Annotated in this window: 15 protein-coding genes and 1 tRNA gene; 5 read left to right on the plus strand and 11 right to left on the minus strand. The window is 70.5% G+C overall.

Features of this window, described 5'->3' with window-relative positions:
- Window positions 1–45: 45 nt before the first annotated feature.
- Both EXE47_RS09390 and EXE47_RS09395 read right to left on the minus strand, forming a co-directional pair.
- Window positions 46–1,248 (minus strand): redox-regulated ATPase YchF, encoded by a 1,203-nt coding sequence (locus EXE47_RS09390; protein ID WP_137708234.1) that lies wholly within the window; start codon window positions 1,246–1,248, stop codon window positions 46–48.
- Between the two features lie 107 nt (window positions 1,249–1,355).
- Window positions 1,356–1,613, minus strand: coding sequence for a hypothetical protein (locus EXE47_RS09395; protein ID WP_094495297.1), 258 nt, complete (start codon window positions 1,611–1,613; stop codon window positions 1,356–1,358).
- Between the two features lie 118 nt (window positions 1,614–1,731).
- Between EXE47_RS09395 and EXE47_RS09400 the strand changes: the two genes are divergently transcribed.
- Window positions 1,732–2,274, plus strand: a complete 543-nt coding sequence (locus EXE47_RS09400) for a universal stress protein (protein WP_137708235.1) — start codon at window positions 1,732–1,734, stop codon at window positions 2,272–2,274.
- Between the two features lie 139 nt (window positions 2,275–2,413).
- Here the strand turns inward: EXE47_RS09400 and EXE47_RS09405 are convergent, their stop codons facing one another.
- Window positions 2,414–3,403, minus strand: coding sequence for a biotin--[acetyl-CoA-carboxylase] ligase (locus EXE47_RS09405; RefSeq protein ID WP_137708236.1), 990 nt, complete (start codon window positions 3,401–3,403; stop codon window positions 2,414–2,416).
- A gap of 77 nt (window positions 3,404–3,480) precedes the next feature.
- Between EXE47_RS09405 and EXE47_RS09410 the strand changes: the two genes are divergently transcribed.
- Together EXE47_RS09410 and EXE47_RS09415 are read left to right on the plus strand one after the other, a co-directional pair.
- Window positions 3,481–3,864 (plus strand): 2Fe-2S iron-sulfur cluster-binding protein, encoded by a 384-nt coding sequence (locus EXE47_RS09410; RefSeq protein ID WP_049929359.1) that lies wholly within the window; start codon window positions 3,481–3,483, stop codon window positions 3,862–3,864.
- Between the two features lie 138 nt (window positions 3,865–4,002).
- Window positions 4,003–4,566: a hypothetical protein gene (locus EXE47_RS09415; protein WP_049929357.1), complete on the plus strand. Its 564-nt coding sequence runs from the start codon at window positions 4,003–4,005 to the stop codon at window positions 4,564–4,566.
- Window positions 4,567–4,626: 60 nt separating this feature from the next.
- Here the strand turns inward: EXE47_RS09415 and EXE47_RS09420 are convergent, their stop codons facing one another.
- Window positions 4,627–5,562, minus strand: a complete 936-nt coding sequence (locus EXE47_RS09420) for a DMT family transporter (RefSeq protein WP_049929356.1) — start codon at window positions 5,560–5,562, stop codon at window positions 4,627–4,629.
- Between the two features lie 183 nt (window positions 5,563–5,745).
- On the opposite strand from EXE47_RS09420, the gene EXE47_RS09425 reads away from it, so the two are divergent.
- Window positions 5,746–6,228 carry an Lrp/AsnC family transcriptional regulator gene (locus EXE47_RS09425; RefSeq protein ID WP_049929354.1) on the plus strand — a complete coding sequence of 161 codons (483 nt, stop codon included), beginning with the start codon at window positions 5,746–5,748 and terminating at the stop codon, window positions 6,226–6,228.
- Between the two features lie 7 nt (window positions 6,229–6,235).
- Here EXE47_RS09425 and EXE47_RS09430 read toward each other — a convergent pair whose 3' ends face one another.
- The 3 genes from EXE47_RS09430 to EXE47_RS09440 form a co-directional block, all read right to left on the minus strand.
- Window positions 6,236–6,760 carry a phosphate-starvation-inducible PsiE family protein gene (locus EXE47_RS09430; protein WP_049929353.1) on the minus strand — a complete coding sequence of 175 codons (525 nt, stop codon included), beginning with the start codon at window positions 6,758–6,760 and terminating at the stop codon, window positions 6,236–6,238.
- A 78-nt stretch (window positions 6,761–6,838) separates the two neighbouring features.
- On the minus strand, window positions 6,839–8,722 hold the full coding sequence (gene gatE / locus EXE47_RS09435) for a Glu-tRNA(Gln) amidotransferase subunit GatE (protein WP_137708237.1): 1,884 nt from the start codon (window positions 8,720–8,722) through the stop codon (window positions 6,839–6,841).
- A gap of 560 nt (window positions 8,723–9,282) precedes the next feature.
- Window positions 9,283–9,367 (minus strand) — tRNA-Leu (locus EXE47_RS09440).
- 184 nt (window positions 9,368–9,551) lie between these two features.
- Between EXE47_RS09440 and EXE47_RS09445 the strand changes: the two genes are divergently transcribed.
- Window positions 9,552–10,112, plus strand: coding sequence for a DUF420 domain-containing protein (locus EXE47_RS09445; protein WP_086215564.1), 561 nt, complete (start codon window positions 9,552–9,554; stop codon window positions 10,110–10,112).
- A gap of 20 nt (window positions 10,113–10,132) precedes the next feature.
- On the opposite strand, the gene EXE47_RS09450 is transcribed toward EXE47_RS09445, so the two are convergent.
- The 4 genes from EXE47_RS09450 to rqcH form a co-directional block, all read right to left on the minus strand.
- On the minus strand, window positions 10,133–10,837 hold the full coding sequence (locus EXE47_RS09450) for a halocyanin domain-containing protein (protein WP_094495292.1): 705 nt from the start codon (window positions 10,835–10,837) through the stop codon (window positions 10,133–10,135).
- Between the two features lie 99 nt (window positions 10,838–10,936).
- Window positions 10,937–12,436 (minus strand): amidophosphoribosyltransferase, encoded by a 1,500-nt coding sequence (gene purF, locus EXE47_RS09455; protein WP_137708238.1) that lies wholly within the window; start codon window positions 12,434–12,436, stop codon window positions 10,937–10,939.
- 115 nt (window positions 12,437–12,551) lie between these two features.
- On the minus strand, window positions 12,552–12,944 hold the full coding sequence (locus EXE47_RS09460) for a DUF5820 family protein (RefSeq protein WP_094552583.1): 393 nt from the start codon (window positions 12,942–12,944) through the stop codon (window positions 12,552–12,554).
- 75 nt (window positions 12,945–13,019) lie between these two features.
- Window positions 13,020–15,206 (minus strand): ribosome rescue protein RqcH, encoded by a 2,187-nt coding sequence (gene rqcH / locus EXE47_RS09465; RefSeq protein WP_094593274.1) that lies wholly within the window; start codon window positions 15,204–15,206, stop codon window positions 13,020–13,022.
- Window positions 15,207–15,327: the final 121 nt, after the last annotated feature.

Below are 15,327 nucleotides of genomic sequence, written 5' to 3' on the forward strand. Positions count from 1 at the left end.
CGTTCGGAAGAGCGGCCAGCGGGGTCGGCGGCCTCGTCGGAGCGGCTACGGCGCGGCCTGCTTCGTCGAGACCAGTTCGATCACGTCGCGGTGGGAGAGCTCGCGGTCGGTGCCCACCTGCCGGCCGCTCCGGCAGTCGGTGCCGTGGAGCAGCCCCTCGCCGATGTCCGAGTGGATGTGGTACGCGAAGTCCTCCGTCGTCGACCCCTCGGGGAGGATGAAGCAGTCGCGGAAGACTCCCTTCTCGTCTTTGCTCCCGTTCGCGGAGCCGGGGAAGACGGCGATACAGCCCAGCACGTCGAAGACGGCGGACTCGAGCGCGCCCTGGACGCCCGTGCCGTCGTACTCGTCGACGAACTCGGAGATCTGGTCGAGGCCGGCCTTCTGCTCCCCGGAGACGTCGCCGACGACCTCGAACGCGTCGTCGCCGGGCGTGTAGTCGACGACGCCGGCGTCGTCGGCGTTCTTCAGCGCCTTCTCCGCGTGGGCGCTCGCGGGGACGAACGAGAGGTGGTCGTAGTCGGGGTCGCTCGTGATCTCCGCCCAGTTCGCCTGCGCCTCGGGGGTGTCCATCTTGTTGGCGGCGATCACCATCGGCTTCGTGCGCTTGCGGATCTCGCGGGCCAGTTCGACCTTGTCCGTCTCGTCCCACGTCTCGGGGTCGAGTTCGAGGTCCTGCGCGAGGATGGTGCGTTTCATCCGGTCTTTGTCGGTCCCGAACGCGGACATCTGGTCGGCGAGCTCCGCCTCGATGGCCGCGTCGGCGCCGTGATACCGCGTCTCGAACTTCTCTAAGCCCTTCTCCAACACGTCGAGGTACCACGCGTCGAGCTCCTCCTCTAAGAAGTCGATGTCCTCACGGGGGTCGTGGCCCTCGGTCGCCTCGCCCTCGATGTCGGTCTTCCCCGAGAAGTCGACGACGTGGATCAGCACGTCGGTCTCGTTGAGGTCGGTGAGGAACTGGTTGCCGAGCCCGCGGCCCTCGTGGGCGCCCGGGACGAGCCCGGCCACGTCGACCAGCTTCACGGGGACGAACCGCGTCCCTTCGCGGCAGACGCCGACGCTCGGCGTACAGGTCTCGTCGAACTCGGGCGCGGCGCAGTCGACGCGGACGTACGCCTCGCCGACGGTCGGGTCGATGGTTGTGAACGGGTACGCCCCCTCCGGTACGTCGTTCATCGTCGCGGCGTTGAAGAACGTCGACTTGCCCACCGAGGGCTTGCCGACGAGACCGATCCGATAGCTCATTACCACCGCTGCGCGGCGCGGCGCCAAAAGCGATGCGAGACGCGCCGTGGCGTGGGGATCGGTGACGAGGGAGGGGGCCGGCCGCGAGCCGTCGCGGGAGGCCCGATCTACGCGTCGCCGTCGGACTGCCCGGGCTCCCCGAGCGCCTCGATCGGGAGGACCTTCTGGAGCGCGGCGTGCGCGTCGGCGGCGCCCTCGAACCTCGCCTGGTCGACCTCGGCCAGGAGGTCGCCGAGGTCGGCGTCGCCGTCGGCGAACAACACCGTCGTGCCTGCGAACGAGTCGGCGAGCGCTCCGCGGTCGGCGGGGTACGCGCGGTCGGCGAGCGTCGATTCGGGGCGGGAGCGGTTGATCTCGTCGGACATACCGACCCGTCGTGCGAGAGAGTATAAGCGCGCGCTCGGCCCGGACGCCACCGGACGGCGGCGAGAAACCGGCAAGAACAAAGGGTTATCCGTCCCGGTCGTCATGCTACACGTGAACATGCCCCTATACGACCGGATTCTGGTCCCGACCGACGGCTCCTCGGAGGGGGAGTTAGCGGTGTGTCACGCGCTCGACCTCGCCGCGGTCCACGGGGCGTCGGTGCGCGCGATATACGTGGTCGACACCGCGCGGTACGCCGGGATGCCGATGGAGACGACGTGGGAGGGGGTGGGCGACCTGCTGTACGACGACGGCGAGGCGGCGCTCGAGACGGTGTGCGAACTCGCCGCCGACCGCGGCGTCGACGTCGAGACGTCCGTCGTCGACGGCTCGCCGAGCCGCGAGATCATCACCCACGCCGAACGGACGGGCTGCGACCTCGTCGTGATGGGGACCCACGGGCGCGGCGGGATCGACCGCCTCCTCCTCGGTAGCGTCGCCGAGAAGGTGGTCCGGAGGTCGTCGGTGCCGGTGTTGACCGTCCGGATCGGCGACGACGAGGACGCGGCGACCGCGGGCGAGACCGCGACCGCGGGCGAGACGGGCGCCGCCGGGGCCGACGCGGACGGGTCCGTCTCCGACGCGACGGAGACGGGGTAGCGAGCCGCGGCGCGTCGGCTGGGAGTCAGGCCGCGTCGCGGAGGTCAGGCCGCGTCGCGGAGGTCAGGCCGCGTCGCGGAGGTCAGGCCGCGTCGCGGAGGTCAGGCCGCGTCGCGGAGGTCAGGCCGCGTCGCGGAGGTCAGGCCGCGTCGCGGAGGTGTTCACAGTCGCCCGCGTGGACGCGCCGCCGGCCCTCGTCGGTGTCGACCACGAGCGCACCCGGCTCCGTCACGTCGACCGCGGTGCCCTCCACGACCCCCTCGGCGGTGTCGACCCGGACGCGCCGCCCGAGCGTGCTCGCCCGCTCGCGCCACGCGGGGAGGACCTCGTCGAGCGCGCCGGGCGAGGCGGTCAGTTCCGCGTAACGTTCGAGCAACGTCGCGGCGAACCGCCGCCGGTCGATCGGGCCGCCGCGCTCCGCCGAAAGCGACGTCGCGCCCGCGGGCAGCGTCTCGGGGTCGAGGTTGGCGTTGACGCCGACGCCGACGACGAGCCAGCCGACCCGGTCGGCCTCCCCCTCCATCTCCGTCAAGATCCCCGCCAGCTTCGGGCCGCCGCGGCCGGGGGTGTCGGGATCTGGCACTTCGGAGCCGCTTCCGTCGCCCCCGACGAGCACGTCGTTCGGCCACTTGATCCGCGCGTCCACGCCGGCCTCGCGGGCGGCGTCGGTCGTCGCCACCGCGGCCGCGAGGGTGAAGAGCGGCGCCCGCGCGGTCGGCACGTCCGGCCGGGTGAGGACCGACAGCCAGACCCCGCCGCTCGGCGCGACCCACTCGCGGTCGAGGCGGCCGCGGCTCCCGGTCTGTTCGTCGGCGACTACGGCGACGTCGGTCTCCCCTTCTGCCGCGAGCTCCCGGGCCCGCTCGTTCGTCGACGCGATCCGGTCGTGATACTCCACGGAGTAGGGTGCGTCGAGGCCGAACGCGATCCCCGGTCCGGAGTACCCCGGCTCGTCGGGGGCGACGTACCCCGCCGCGGTCGACTTGACCGCGAACCCGTCCTCGCGGAGCCCCTCGACCGCCTTCCAGACGGCCGCCCGGGAGACGCCGAGCGACTCGGCGAGGGCGGGCCCGGAGACGGGGCCGTCGTCGGCAGCGAGGGCGTCGAGCAGCGCGCGCCGCGTGTCCATGTCGCCCGTTCCGACGCCCGGGCCGAAAGCCGTTCCGGGTCCGGGACGCTTTGTGTGCGGCGCGCGAAGGGACGCCGATGACCGAGGACGAACCCGACGAGGACGCCGGCGGACGGTCAGGGAGCGGGTCCGAGACGGTCCCGCTCGTCGTCGTCGACGGCGACGACCGCGTCGAACTCGCCGTGGAGCGCGGTCGCAACCTCCGGCGGGTCATGCTCGACGCCGGCCTGTCGCCGTACGCGTCCGCGACGCGCCGGCTCAACTGCGGGGGGCGGGGGATCTGCGCCACCTGCGGCGTCCGCGTCCGAGAGGGGCCGCCGGCCGACCAGTGGCACGACCGCCTCGCCGACCGGTTCGGCTACCCGCGGCTCTCCTGTCAGATCGCGGTCGACCGCCCGATGACGGTCGCGCTCGTCGACAAGCGCGTGTGGGGCGGGCGGCGGTCGGGCGGCGACGGGTAGCGGCCGCGACCGCGCCGGGCCACACCGCGTTTCCGGTGAAACGGCGAACGGTAGCGCGTGGCACGCGACCGCGCGCGGAAAGCGTGACGACACCGCTCGCGGCACAAAAGCCAAGTCCGCGGGCCCGAACGGTCCGGTATGCAACCCTCCAAGGAGCGCGAGTCGTCCGACGACCCGATGGACGACCTCGACGACCTCCTCGACGACGACCTCGCGGGCGGCGAGGGAGAGTCAGAGGCCGACGCCGGCGGGGCCGCGAGCGCCGAGCCGACGGCGGGGAGCGAGGCCGGCTCCGGGGACGCCGGCCGGGTCGGCGTCTCGGGGCGGTGGTTCTCGGCGAAGGCGTTCGGTCTCGCGCTCGTCGCGGTCGCGGTCGGCGTGTTCGTCGGCGGCCTGATCCCGCTCATCGGCGGGACGGTCGGGACCGCGGGCGGCGTGTTCGTCGCCGCGTTCCTGCTCGGCCTTGTGCTATCGGCGCGCCGCTACGTCGAGACCGGGACCGCCGGCGCCGCCGCGGGCGCGGCGAGCGCGGTGACGAGCGTCCTCGGCGTCGGCTTCCTCCCGATCGGGATCGACTACCTCTCGCAGTGGGGGCTCCCGCTCGTCGCGGTCGGCGGGGGCGTCGGGCTGGTGCTCGCGCTGCTCGGCCACTACTTCGGCCGCGACCTCCGCGCGGGGCTGAGCCGAGACGTGGAGGGGTGAGTCGCCGAAATCCGCGAGGGGTGAACGACCGGAACCCGCGAGAGGCGTCTCCGTGAGCCGCTACTCTCGCAACCGGTCGACGCCGACGTAGTCGGCGATCTCGCGGCGCTCTAAGACGAGGAAGCCGGCGAGGATCGCGACGAACCCGATCAGCGCCTCGGCGTCGACGAGGTGACCGAGCAGGGCCCAGCTACCGACCGCGGCGACGACGGGCTCGGCGTAGCCGACGAGGTGGAGCTGCGACGGGCCGACCGCGTCGAGCAGCGCGAAGTACAGGAGGAACGCGACCACGCCGGAGAGCAGCGTCAGATACGCGAGCGAGGCGATCGCCGTCTGGTTCCAGGCGATCGCGGCGGGCGACTCGCCGATCGCGGCGGCCGCGACGAGCAGCTGCCCGGCTCCGATCACCATCGCCCAGCCCTGAAGCGCGGCGATCGGGAGGTCGGTGCGGAGCGGGCGCAGCAGGACGGCGCCCAGAGAGAAGGCGGCCGCGCCGGCGAACGCGAGCGCGACGCCGACGACCGCCGCGCTGCCCAGCCCGGCCGCGGCCGGGTCGGCGATCACGGCCACGCCGATGACGCCGAGCGCGAACCCGCCGATTTCGACGGGGCCGAGGCGTTCGTTCGGGAGGAGCGCGGCCGCGAAGACGGCAGTCAACACCGGCGAGAGGCTCACGACGACCGCGGCGACCGCGCCGGAGATCCGGATCTCGCCGAGGTAGAGGAACCCGTGATACGCCGCGATCACGAACGTGCCCGCGACGGCGACGCCGAGCCACTCGTCGCGGCCCCGCGGGATCCACCGGTCCGCGGCGACCGCGGCGTAGCCCAGCACGACCGCGCCGGCGACGACGTACCTGACGCCGGCGAACAACAGCGGCGGGAAGTAGTGGAGGCCGGCCTCGATCGCGACGAAAGACGTGCCCCAGAGCGTTGCGAGCAGCAGGAACGCGGCGACGACCGCTTCCGGAGTAGAGAGGAGGTTTCTGAGATTCACTGGTTATGAATTCGAAAGACGCAGACGTAGTTAAACTATTCTCTCGGATAGTGCGTTATTCGAAACGAAGAATCAGACATACGAATTAGATCCGATTCGAGCCCCGAACGGCGCCGACATCTTGGAGTATCCTCCAACCCTGTCGGTCGACATATACAACCGGTCGGGGGTCGATCCGGGGGTATGGACGAGCGCGACGTGCGGCTGTTGAAGGCGATATCCGATCTCGGTACCGGGAGCCCGGAGCGGCTCCACGAGGAGACCGGGATTCCGGTGTCGACGATCCACTACCGACTGAACAACCTCCGGGAGGACGGCGTCATCGAGAACGACCTGTACGACCTCGACCACGAGGCGCTTGGGCTCGGCGTCACCGTCATCGTCGAGGTGCTCGCGAGCTACGAGGGTCCGTACGAGGAGTTCGCGGACGAGCTGCTGGCGGTGGAGGGCGTCACGGAGGCGTTCTTCACGATGGGCGAGACAGACTTCGTCGTCCTCGCGCGACTCTCCTCGTCGGACACCGTCGAGCGGCTCATCAGCGACTTCGAGGCGATCCCCGAGGTCGAGCGCACGAACTCGACGTTCACCATCGCGGCGCTGCGCGACGAGCCGCGCGCGCCGGCGACGTACGACCTCGACACGTTGATCGAGGAGCTGACCGAGTGACGGCGGCTCACTCGGGCGTCAGCGAGGCGCCGACAGAGCGCTCGACGTACAACAGCAGCACGAGCCCGAGCATTACGGTCCCGTAGGAGACGGCGGCGAACAGCGCGTCCTGCGTCGAGGGGTACTCGGTGGTGCGGAAGATGATCACCTTCCGGACCATCGCGATGACGCCGGTGTAGATCACCAGCCTGACGATCCGCCTGGTGTCGCTCTGTTCGATGTACGCGACGACCGTCTGGTACACCTCGACGATGATGAGCAGCAGGAGGCCCGTCTCGATGAAGCCGATGACCACTTCCGGGTTCGTGATCTCTCCCGTCGGGACGGACTCAACGATCTGGATCGCGAGGTCGACGACGCCGATACCAAACAGGAGCGCGAACAGCGCCGCGGCGGCGAGTTCGACGGCGTGAACGAAGCGGTTCGTCACCTCCGAGACGCGGCCGCTGACCGTCTGCGTCTCGGCCGGGTCGGGCGCGCGGTCCGACGCGGACGAATCGTCCGACTGGTCGACCACAGGCGAGTCTGCCATCAGATGACCCTCAATTCCGATAACGGACTCGCGCCACGTAAAGAGGGGGCCTAACCGGTGTGGGACGCGCGGAACGCGTTACGAGCGCTTGCCGATCTCCTCGCGAAGCACGTCGGAGACGACCTCCCCGTCAGCCTTCCCGCGGAGCGCGCCCATCGCCTCGCCCATCAGCCCGGAGAACGCCCCCATCCCCTCGGCCTCGATCTGGTCGGCATTGCGCTCGACGACCTCGACGACCGCCTCGCGGACCTCCGCCTCGCTCACGCCCGAGAGGCCCGCCGCCTCGACGGCCTCGCTCGCCGTCAGATCGGGGTCCTCGGCGAGCGTCGTCAGCACCTCGGGGACGCCCTCCTTCGCGAGGTCGCCCGACTCGACGAGGTCGAACAGCGCGAGGAAGTGGTCGTCGGTGAGGTGCTCGACGGGCGCGCCGTCGCGCCGGATCTCCGTCGTCGTCGACTCCAGCGTCGTCGCAGCGAAGGTGGGGTCGACGCCGCGGTCGACCGCCGCCTCGAACAGCGGGAACCGCTGGCCGAACGCGACCTGCTCGGCGAGCCCGGCGTCGAGGCCGAACTCGTCGGCGTACCGTTCGGCCTTCTCGTCGAGGAGTTCCGGCGTCTCCACGTCCGAGGGGTCCGGTTCCACCGGCGGCACGTCCGTCTCGGGGTACATCCGCGCGGCGCCCGGGAGGGGGCGGAGGTAGCGGGTCGTGCCGTCGTCGTTCGCGCCGCGGGTCTCCTCGGGGACGCCCTCCATCGCGGCCTCGGCGCGCTCCGCGGCCGCCTCGATCGCGAGGTCGGCGGTCTCCGGGTCGGCCGCGACGACGGCGACCGCGTCCGCCTCGCCCGCGCCGACCGCATCGCGTAGCGCGTCGACCTCCGCCTCGGTGACGCCGTACGCCGGCAGTTCGTCGGTGTGGAAGATGCCGCCCGCGCCGTGGCGCTTCGCGTGGTCCGACAGCTCCGTGCCGAGCCGGCGGTCGGGCTGGAGTTCGCGGCCAACGAGGCCGTCGAACCCGAACAGCGGGACCGCGGTGACCTTCCCGCCAGAGTCGAGCGCGCCGCGGATGACGCCCGACTCGGTGTCGGCGAAGACGTCGGTCGCGTCCGTCACGTCGCCGACGCTCGCGTCGCGTTCGCGGAGTTCGTCGCGGATTTCGAGCAGCTCCGCCTGTCGGCCCACCTCGCCGCGGACGATGTCCTCGATCCCTTGGAGGTCCTGAACGCCCTTCACCTCGACGCGCGCGCCGTCGGCGATGGAGACGTTCACGTCCTGCCGGATGGTGCCGAGCCCGCGCTTGACCGCACCCGTCGAGCGAAGCAGCATCCCGATGCGCTCGGCGGCCTGCCGCGCGCCCTCCGGGCTGCGGATGTCCGGGCCCGTCCCGATCTCGACGAGGGGGACGCCGAGCCGGTCGAGCGAGTAGACGACGCCGTCGTCCGTCTCTTCGACGCGCTTCGCGGACTCCTCTTCGAGCATGAGGTCGACGACCGACACCGACCCGGACTCCGTCTCGATCTCGCCGTCCTGCCCGAGGAGGATCGAGCGCTGGAAGCCGGAGGTGTTCGAGCCGTCGATGACGAGCTTCCGCATGACGTGCGCCTGGTCGACGACCGAGAGGTCGAGCAGGTCGGCGATCTGGAGCGCCACGGAGAGCGCCTCGCCGTCGACGCGGCGGGGCGGTTCGTCGTCCTCCTCGACGAGGCAGGTCGTGTCGTACGCGAGATAGGTGAACTCGCGGTCGACGCGGCTCTCTTCCATCGCGGCGTCGTCCAGCTCGCCCAGTTCGCTCTTCGTCGGGTGGAGCTGTCGGGTGATCGACCGGTCGGACTCGTCGGGGTCGCGCTCGACGGTCGGGGAGTCGCAGAACAGCTTGGTCTCGGTGTCGAGCTGCTGGTGGATCTCCAGCCCGGCGACGAGCCCCAGTTCCTCGTAGTCGTACTCGGGGGTCGCGTCCGTACTCATTACGCCACACTCCGACGGCGCGCGACTAAAAGGGTGGCAGTTCGCGCGGGCGAGGCGACAATCAGCAACAAACAGCCGATGCGGTGGCGCGTGCCTGCGATCGACCGCCCCCGGCGGCCGCGAAGCCAGCACGCGCGAGGGAGTCGGTGGTCCTCCGCTTCGCTCCGGACCACCGACAGGGCGAGAGCCCCGCTCTCGCTTACAACCGGACGTCGTCCGGTGACGAGGCTGGGGAGGCGTGAGGCGCGGTGCTGTGCTGGGCGGGACTCAAAGGGGCAGTCGCGAGGGCGGCGCAGGCGACGTAAACACCGTAGTGAGTGAGCGAAGCAAACGAACGAGGAGCGCAGCGAGCGTGCGCCGCCCTCGCGACTGGGGCTTTGGAGGTGGTCGCCGCCGGTCCACGAGTAACGATTTATAACCGAGCGGCCGGGGCTTTGGGGCAGTTCACCACCGTAGCATTCCGATCGTAGTCGTCACTTCTTACGTAGCATCGAAAGGAATTGTGCGTGGGTGCTGTCGTAGAGACAACACCGGCATCGGTGGGGGTGTGCCCCGAGCGATGCGTGGGACCGGATTTGAACCGGCGGACCTCTACAGGACAGCGCCCTCAACGCTGCGCCGTTGGCCTGGCTTGGCTACCCACGCTCGCGGTGTTCTGTCGCGTCTCCACGTACCCTGTCCCCAATTAAAAGCCCTTCCATTCGAGGGAGCCGTGCCGGGGTTTCGCAGACCGGCGGGCGGCGCGCCGCCGTCCCGATCCGGCGACCGCGACCGGAACGCGTCGACCGCAACCGGCACGCGTTTGGGGGTCGCGTCCCTCCGTCCTGGCATGTCCGACTGGGCCCGCGAGAACGTCTCCGTGTTGACCGCCGTCGCCTCCGGCGTCGCGCTCGCGCTCGTCTTCGGCGCGGTGGGCGGCGTGATCCCGAGTTCGCTGCTCCCGCGCGCGAGCGACGCCGTCCTCGCCGCGATCCCGCACTTCAACGCCGCCGTCTCCGCGACGGCGATCGCAACGATCCTGCTCGGCTGGCGGGCGATCTCCCGCGGGAACGTGACGCGTCATCGGAACTTCATGGTGACCTCGTTCGCGCTGTTCGCCGCGTTCCTCGGGGCGTACCTCTACCGACTGATCCACGTCGGCACCACCGAGTTCCCCGGGCCGGAACTCGTCTACTCGTACGTGTACCTCCCCTTCCTCGCGATCCACATCCTGCTCGCGATCGTCTGCGTCCCCTTCGTCTTCCACGCGCTGTTCCTCGCGGCGACGCGCCCGTACGCGGACCTCTATCAGACGCGGCACTCGCAGGTCGGGTTCGTCGGCGCCGTCCTCTGGCTGATCTCCTTCACGATGGGGATCGGCGTGTACCTGCTGCTGTACCACATCTACTGAGGAAAGACGCGAGAAGAGGACTACGCGTTCCGCTCTGCCTTCTTGTGTGCCGCGTAGAACAGCGGGACGAGCAGCGCGCCGGCGAAGCCGAACCCGAGCGCCAGCGTTCCGATGTCGCTCGCGGAGAGACCGCCGTCGGACCCGCCCGAGTCGCCGCTCCCGGAGCCACCGTCGCCGCCGTCGCCGCCAGAGCCACCGCCGCTGCCGGAGCCGCCCTCGGCCTGCGGGTCGACGAGGTCGTCGTCGACGGACCCGACAGCCACGACGCCCTTCATTCCGACCGCCCGGTGGGGTTCACAGAGGTAATTGAACGTGTCACCGTCGCTCGCGTCCTCGAAGGTGTACTCGAAGGTCGTGCCCTCCTCCGAGACGGGCGAGCCGCTGTCGAACGTGCCATCGTCCGCGACGACGTTGTGACCGCCGCCCTGTCCGGTCCACTCCCAGACGACGGTCGCGCCCGGGTCGATGAGGATGGCGGCGGGGCCGAAGCGGAGCCCGTTCTCGCCCGCGCCGACCGAGACGGTGACCTCGTCCTGCCCGCGGTAGTCGTGAGTACCGTCGTAGTTGCTGACGCCCTCGAGCCACCCGTCGTACTGGGCGGCGGCGGTCCCGCTTCCGGCCGCGACCCCCGCCGCGACCGCCGCTCCGGCGGCCCCGGCGCGGAAGAATCCGCGGCGGCTCATCGACGCGGCGTCGCCCTCGGCGGCGTCGGTGTTCCCTGTCATGCTCGCACCTCTGACCGTGATCGTATTTAAGCCCCCGATACGTTCCGAGCGGGCGGCCCGGCGGCGAACGTGTGCGGGGCCGGCGCCGAGTCGGAAGGGTCAGTCGTCCGCCGGCGTCGGGTCCGATACCGGCGCGTCGACATCACGGTCGGTCGCCTCGCCCTCGACATCGAAGGGGTACTCGCCGGTGACACAGCCGAGACAGAGGTCCGCGCGGCTCTCGCCGAGCGCCTCCGCGACCGCGTCGATGGAGAGGTACGAGAGCGAGTCGGCGCCCACCTCCTCGCGGATCTCCTCGGTCGAGGCGTCGGCGGCGATGAGTTCGTCGCGCGTGGCCATGTCGATGCCGAAGTAGCAGGGGGCGAGGATCGGCGGCGCGCCGATCCGGAGGTGGACCTCCTCGGCGCCGGCCTCGCGGACCAGCTCGACGAGCTGCGTCGATGTCGTCCCGCGGACGATGGAGTCGTCGATGATGGTGACCGACTTCCCCTCCACAGTCGACCGAATCGGGTTCAGCTTCAGCCGGACGGCGCGCTCGCGCTCGTCCTGCGTCGGCATGATGAACGTCCGGCCCACGTACCGGTTCTTCATCAGCCCCTCGGCGAACTCCACGCCGCCGTCGTCCGCCGGCCGCGGCTTGCCGGCGGCCGTGGTCTCGCCCGCCGCGTCCGCGTAGCCGGAGGCGAAGGCGCGCCCGGAGTCGGGGACGGGCATCACCACGTCGGACTCGACGCCGGACTCCTCCCAGAGCTTCCGGCCGAGCTTCCGGCGCACCTCGTACACGAGGCTCTCGTCGATGACAGAGTCGGGGCGCGCGAAGTAGACGTGTTCGAAGAAACAGTGGGCGGTCGCGTCGCGCTCGACCAACTGATACGTGTCGTAGCCGGTGCCGTCGGGGTCGAGGACGACGAGCTCGCCGGGTCGGACGTCGCGGATCAGCTCCCCGTCGAGCGTGTCGATGGCGGCCGACTCGCTGGCGAGGACGTAGCCGCCGTCGATCTTCCCGAGACACAGCGGGCGGTTGCCAAGCGGGTCGCGGACGCCCAGCACGGTGTCGTCGTGGGTGATCGCCAGCGAGTAGGAGCCGTGGATGCGGTTCATCGTGTGTTTGACCGCCCGCACGAGGTCCTCTTCGAGGAGGTTCCGCGCGAGGTCGTGGGCGATCACCTCGGTGTCGCCGTCGGAGGTGAACGCGTGGCCCGCGGCCGCGAGCTCCTCGCGCACTTCGTCGGCGTTGACGAGGTTCCCGTTGTGGGAGAGCCCGAGTGAGCCGGACTTGAACGACACCGAGAAGGGCTGCGCGCAGCTCTTGTCGAGGCTCCCGGCGGTCGGGTAGCGGACGTGGCCGATGCCCGTGCCGCCCGACAGCGACGCGAGGTCCCCCTCCTCGAAGGCGTCGCCGACGAGGCCGCGCTCGACGTGGCTGTGCTGCTGGAACCCGTCGTGCGTGACGATGCCGGCCGACTCCTGGCCGCGGTGTTGGAGCGCGTACAGCGCGTAGTACAGCGGTCGCGCGGCCTCCCGGTCCTCAAGCGAGACGCCGACGACGCCGCACTTCTCCCGCGGTTCGTCGCCGCCGTAGTCCCCACCGGCGTTCATGTACGCGAGGGTGAGGCGGGCGGCGATAAAAATCCTCGTGTTCGTGGCGTATCGCTCCGCTAATCGTGCGATGATATACGCGATCGTGGATAAAACTCGGCTCGCCGGCGCGTCGTTACGCCCCCTCTTCAGCACCGACGAACTCGTCGAGGCGCGCGAAGTACGCCTCGCGGGGCACCTGATACGCGTCCCGGTAATCGATCTCGCCCGCGACGAACCGTTCCGCGACATCGACCGCGCCGGCCGCGCCCGCCTCGCGGCTCTCGTGCGTCTCCGCGACCGCCTCGATTTCGGGCTCCAAGAAGAGGACGACGTGCCACTCGTCAGTCGCGTACTGGCCCGAGCCGGGCCGCGCGTTGCGGGAGCCGTTCGTCAGGTAGATCGTCGGGAGACACTCGTCCGGGAGGTCGCCGCTCCCGAAGACATCGGGGCGGTAGACGAGGATCGCCCGGCCGCTGGGCTCCTCGTTCCACACCCGCCACCCCTCCGGCAGCGATTCGAAGGTCATAGCCTCGCCTCGGTCGCGGAGGCTTGAAAACGTCGCGCTCGGGGAGAAGAATCGTTCCGCGGTCGACGGGGGGCCTCAGTCGACGATGTCCGATCCGCCCGGCGGGAGGAACTCCTGTAGCTGGTCCGCGCTCGCGACCTTCCGCACGAACGACTGGTCCGCGAACCGCTCTTTCAGATTCCGGTACGCCATCATCGCGGCGTCGTTCTGCGCGTACATCCCCGGTTCGAAGGTGAGGTGCGCGGCCGCGCGGTCGACGACGGCCGACGGCGGGCCGCCGATGGCGCGGGTGACCGGCTCGCACTGGACGCCGACGGCGATCCGGCAGGGGACGTCCTCGAAGTACGTCCGGTCGCCGCGGATCACGAAGCTCCCCTTCTCGATGTACTCGCCGCTCTCGGGGGTCTTCGACACCTGGTCGGGGTCGACCATGTACGCGTCGCCCGCGCCGCGGCCATCCTTCCAGTCAGACGAGTAGGAGACGGCGAACTGCGCGGCCTCCCGCAGGGTCTCCTCCGAGAAGTCGACCGGATCGGCCGACTCCGACGGGCCTGAGGCCTTGAGGATCGTCACCGGCCCCCCGTGCGCCTGCGTGTGGAAGAACCGATCGTGTTTACCCATGTACTTCTTCACCAACTCCTCGTTCTGGTCGGCGTTGCGCCCGCCGATGACGAGGTAGCCGGTCGAGGTGCGGAACCAGCGGAACCGCTCGAACCAGTCGTCCGGGCTGCGGATCGGGATCGAAGAGCGGGAGAGCCAGTCGGTCTCGTACGCCTCGTCGTCGTCCTCGTCGTCGCCCTCTTCCTCGCCGCCGTCGTCGGCCGCCTGCTGTTCCTCCCACTCCGCCTTCCGTTCCTTGACCGCCTCCAGCTCCTCGCGGGTGGACTCGATCGCCGCCATCGCCCCCTCCTTCTTCTCCTCGACGCGTTTCGCCTCCCGGTAGAGGCGGTCGGCGTTGACCTCGACGCCCTCGCTCGCGTCGACCTCGACGCGGACGGGGTCGCCGTCATCGTCCTCGAGTTCCACCGTTACCGTCCCCTCGCCGCCGTCGACGTCGACGACGGCCTCCGCGGCCGGAATTCCCCGCTCCGCGCCGGCGTCGAGCGTCTCCGCGATCTCGTCCCACGGCACCTCGTTCTCGCGGGCCTCCCGCACCGTCGAGATCACCTCGTCGACGAGGTCGTAGTTCGCGTACAGCAGCTCCGCGCGCTCGCGCTCCGCCTGCGCCTGTTCCTCGAACCCCTCGATCGCGCCGCGCTGCTGTTCGATGATCCGCTCCTGTTTGGCGATCTCCTCCTCGAAGTCCGGGCGGGAGGCGCTCGCGTCGGCGGGGGCTTCGCCGTCGCCGGTCTCCTCGCTCCCCAGCCGGTGGAAGTACTCGTCGACGGCGGCGTTGAAGGAGTCGAACCCCACGCTCGGCAGGTCCTCGTGCTCCGCGAGCGGGAAGGGGGTCACGTCGACCACGCGGGGGTCGGCGTCATCGGCGCCGCCGTCGCTCCCGTCGCCGTCGATCGATTCCTCGTACACTCGGGGGTCGATGTCGCCCGAGCGGAGCCGTTCGTCGATCCGGGAGAGGGCGTCGTGGAGCGCCCCGAGTTGGTCGTCCGTCGCCTCCTCGATGGGCGTCTCCTTCGGCACGCCGGCGCGGGTACACACCTCCTCGGCGTAGAGGCCGCCGAGGTTCAACTGGGTGGCGAGGGTGCGCACCACGTCGCTGTCCGACTCGCGCATGTGCCGGTCGAACCCGCCGCGGCTCACGTCGAGGGGGTTGAGCCGCGAGGCGGGGTACTCGTACTGCGAGCCGGGCGCCACCGTCCGGGACTTCAGCCGGACCGTCGACAGCGCCCCGATCACCTCGCCCGTCTCGTCGAGCGCGGCGACGTTGCCCTGCCCGAACAGCTCGGCGACGAGCGTCGTGTTCTGGTCCTCGCGCTCAAACTCGAAGGTGAGGATGCGGTCGAACTCGTACTGCTCGACGCCCGCGAAGTCCGCGCCGGACAGCCGGTTCCGGAGCATCTTCGCGAAGTTCGGCGGGCGGCCCGGCGCGTCCGCGACGTGGTCCGGGTCGGCGGCGTGCGCGCGTTTGATATCTCCGACCTCGATCATGAGCTCGACGCGGCCGCGGTCGAAGTCGCGCAGCTTCAGCCGGAGCAGGTCGTCGTCGTAGAGGTACGCCTTGTCGACCTTCGCGCCCTCGTACCGATTCAGCTCGGTGACGAGCGCGGCGAGGTCGATGCTCGACAGCTCCCGCTTCTGGTCCATACTCGATGAAGACTCGCGGGCCGGAAAAAGGCGTGTCGTTGTGGTTAGCCCGCCCGGGCAGCGACCGGTTCCGGCTGCCGAGCCGTCCGAGCGGCTATTATATTGTATAAATGTTTTGGGA

The sequence above is a fragment of the Halorubrum sp. GN12_10-3_MGM genome (assembly GCF_005435235.1).
Classification (GTDB): Archaea; Halobacteriota; Halobacteria; order Halobacteriales; family Haloferacaceae; genus Halorubrum; species Halorubrum ezzemoulense.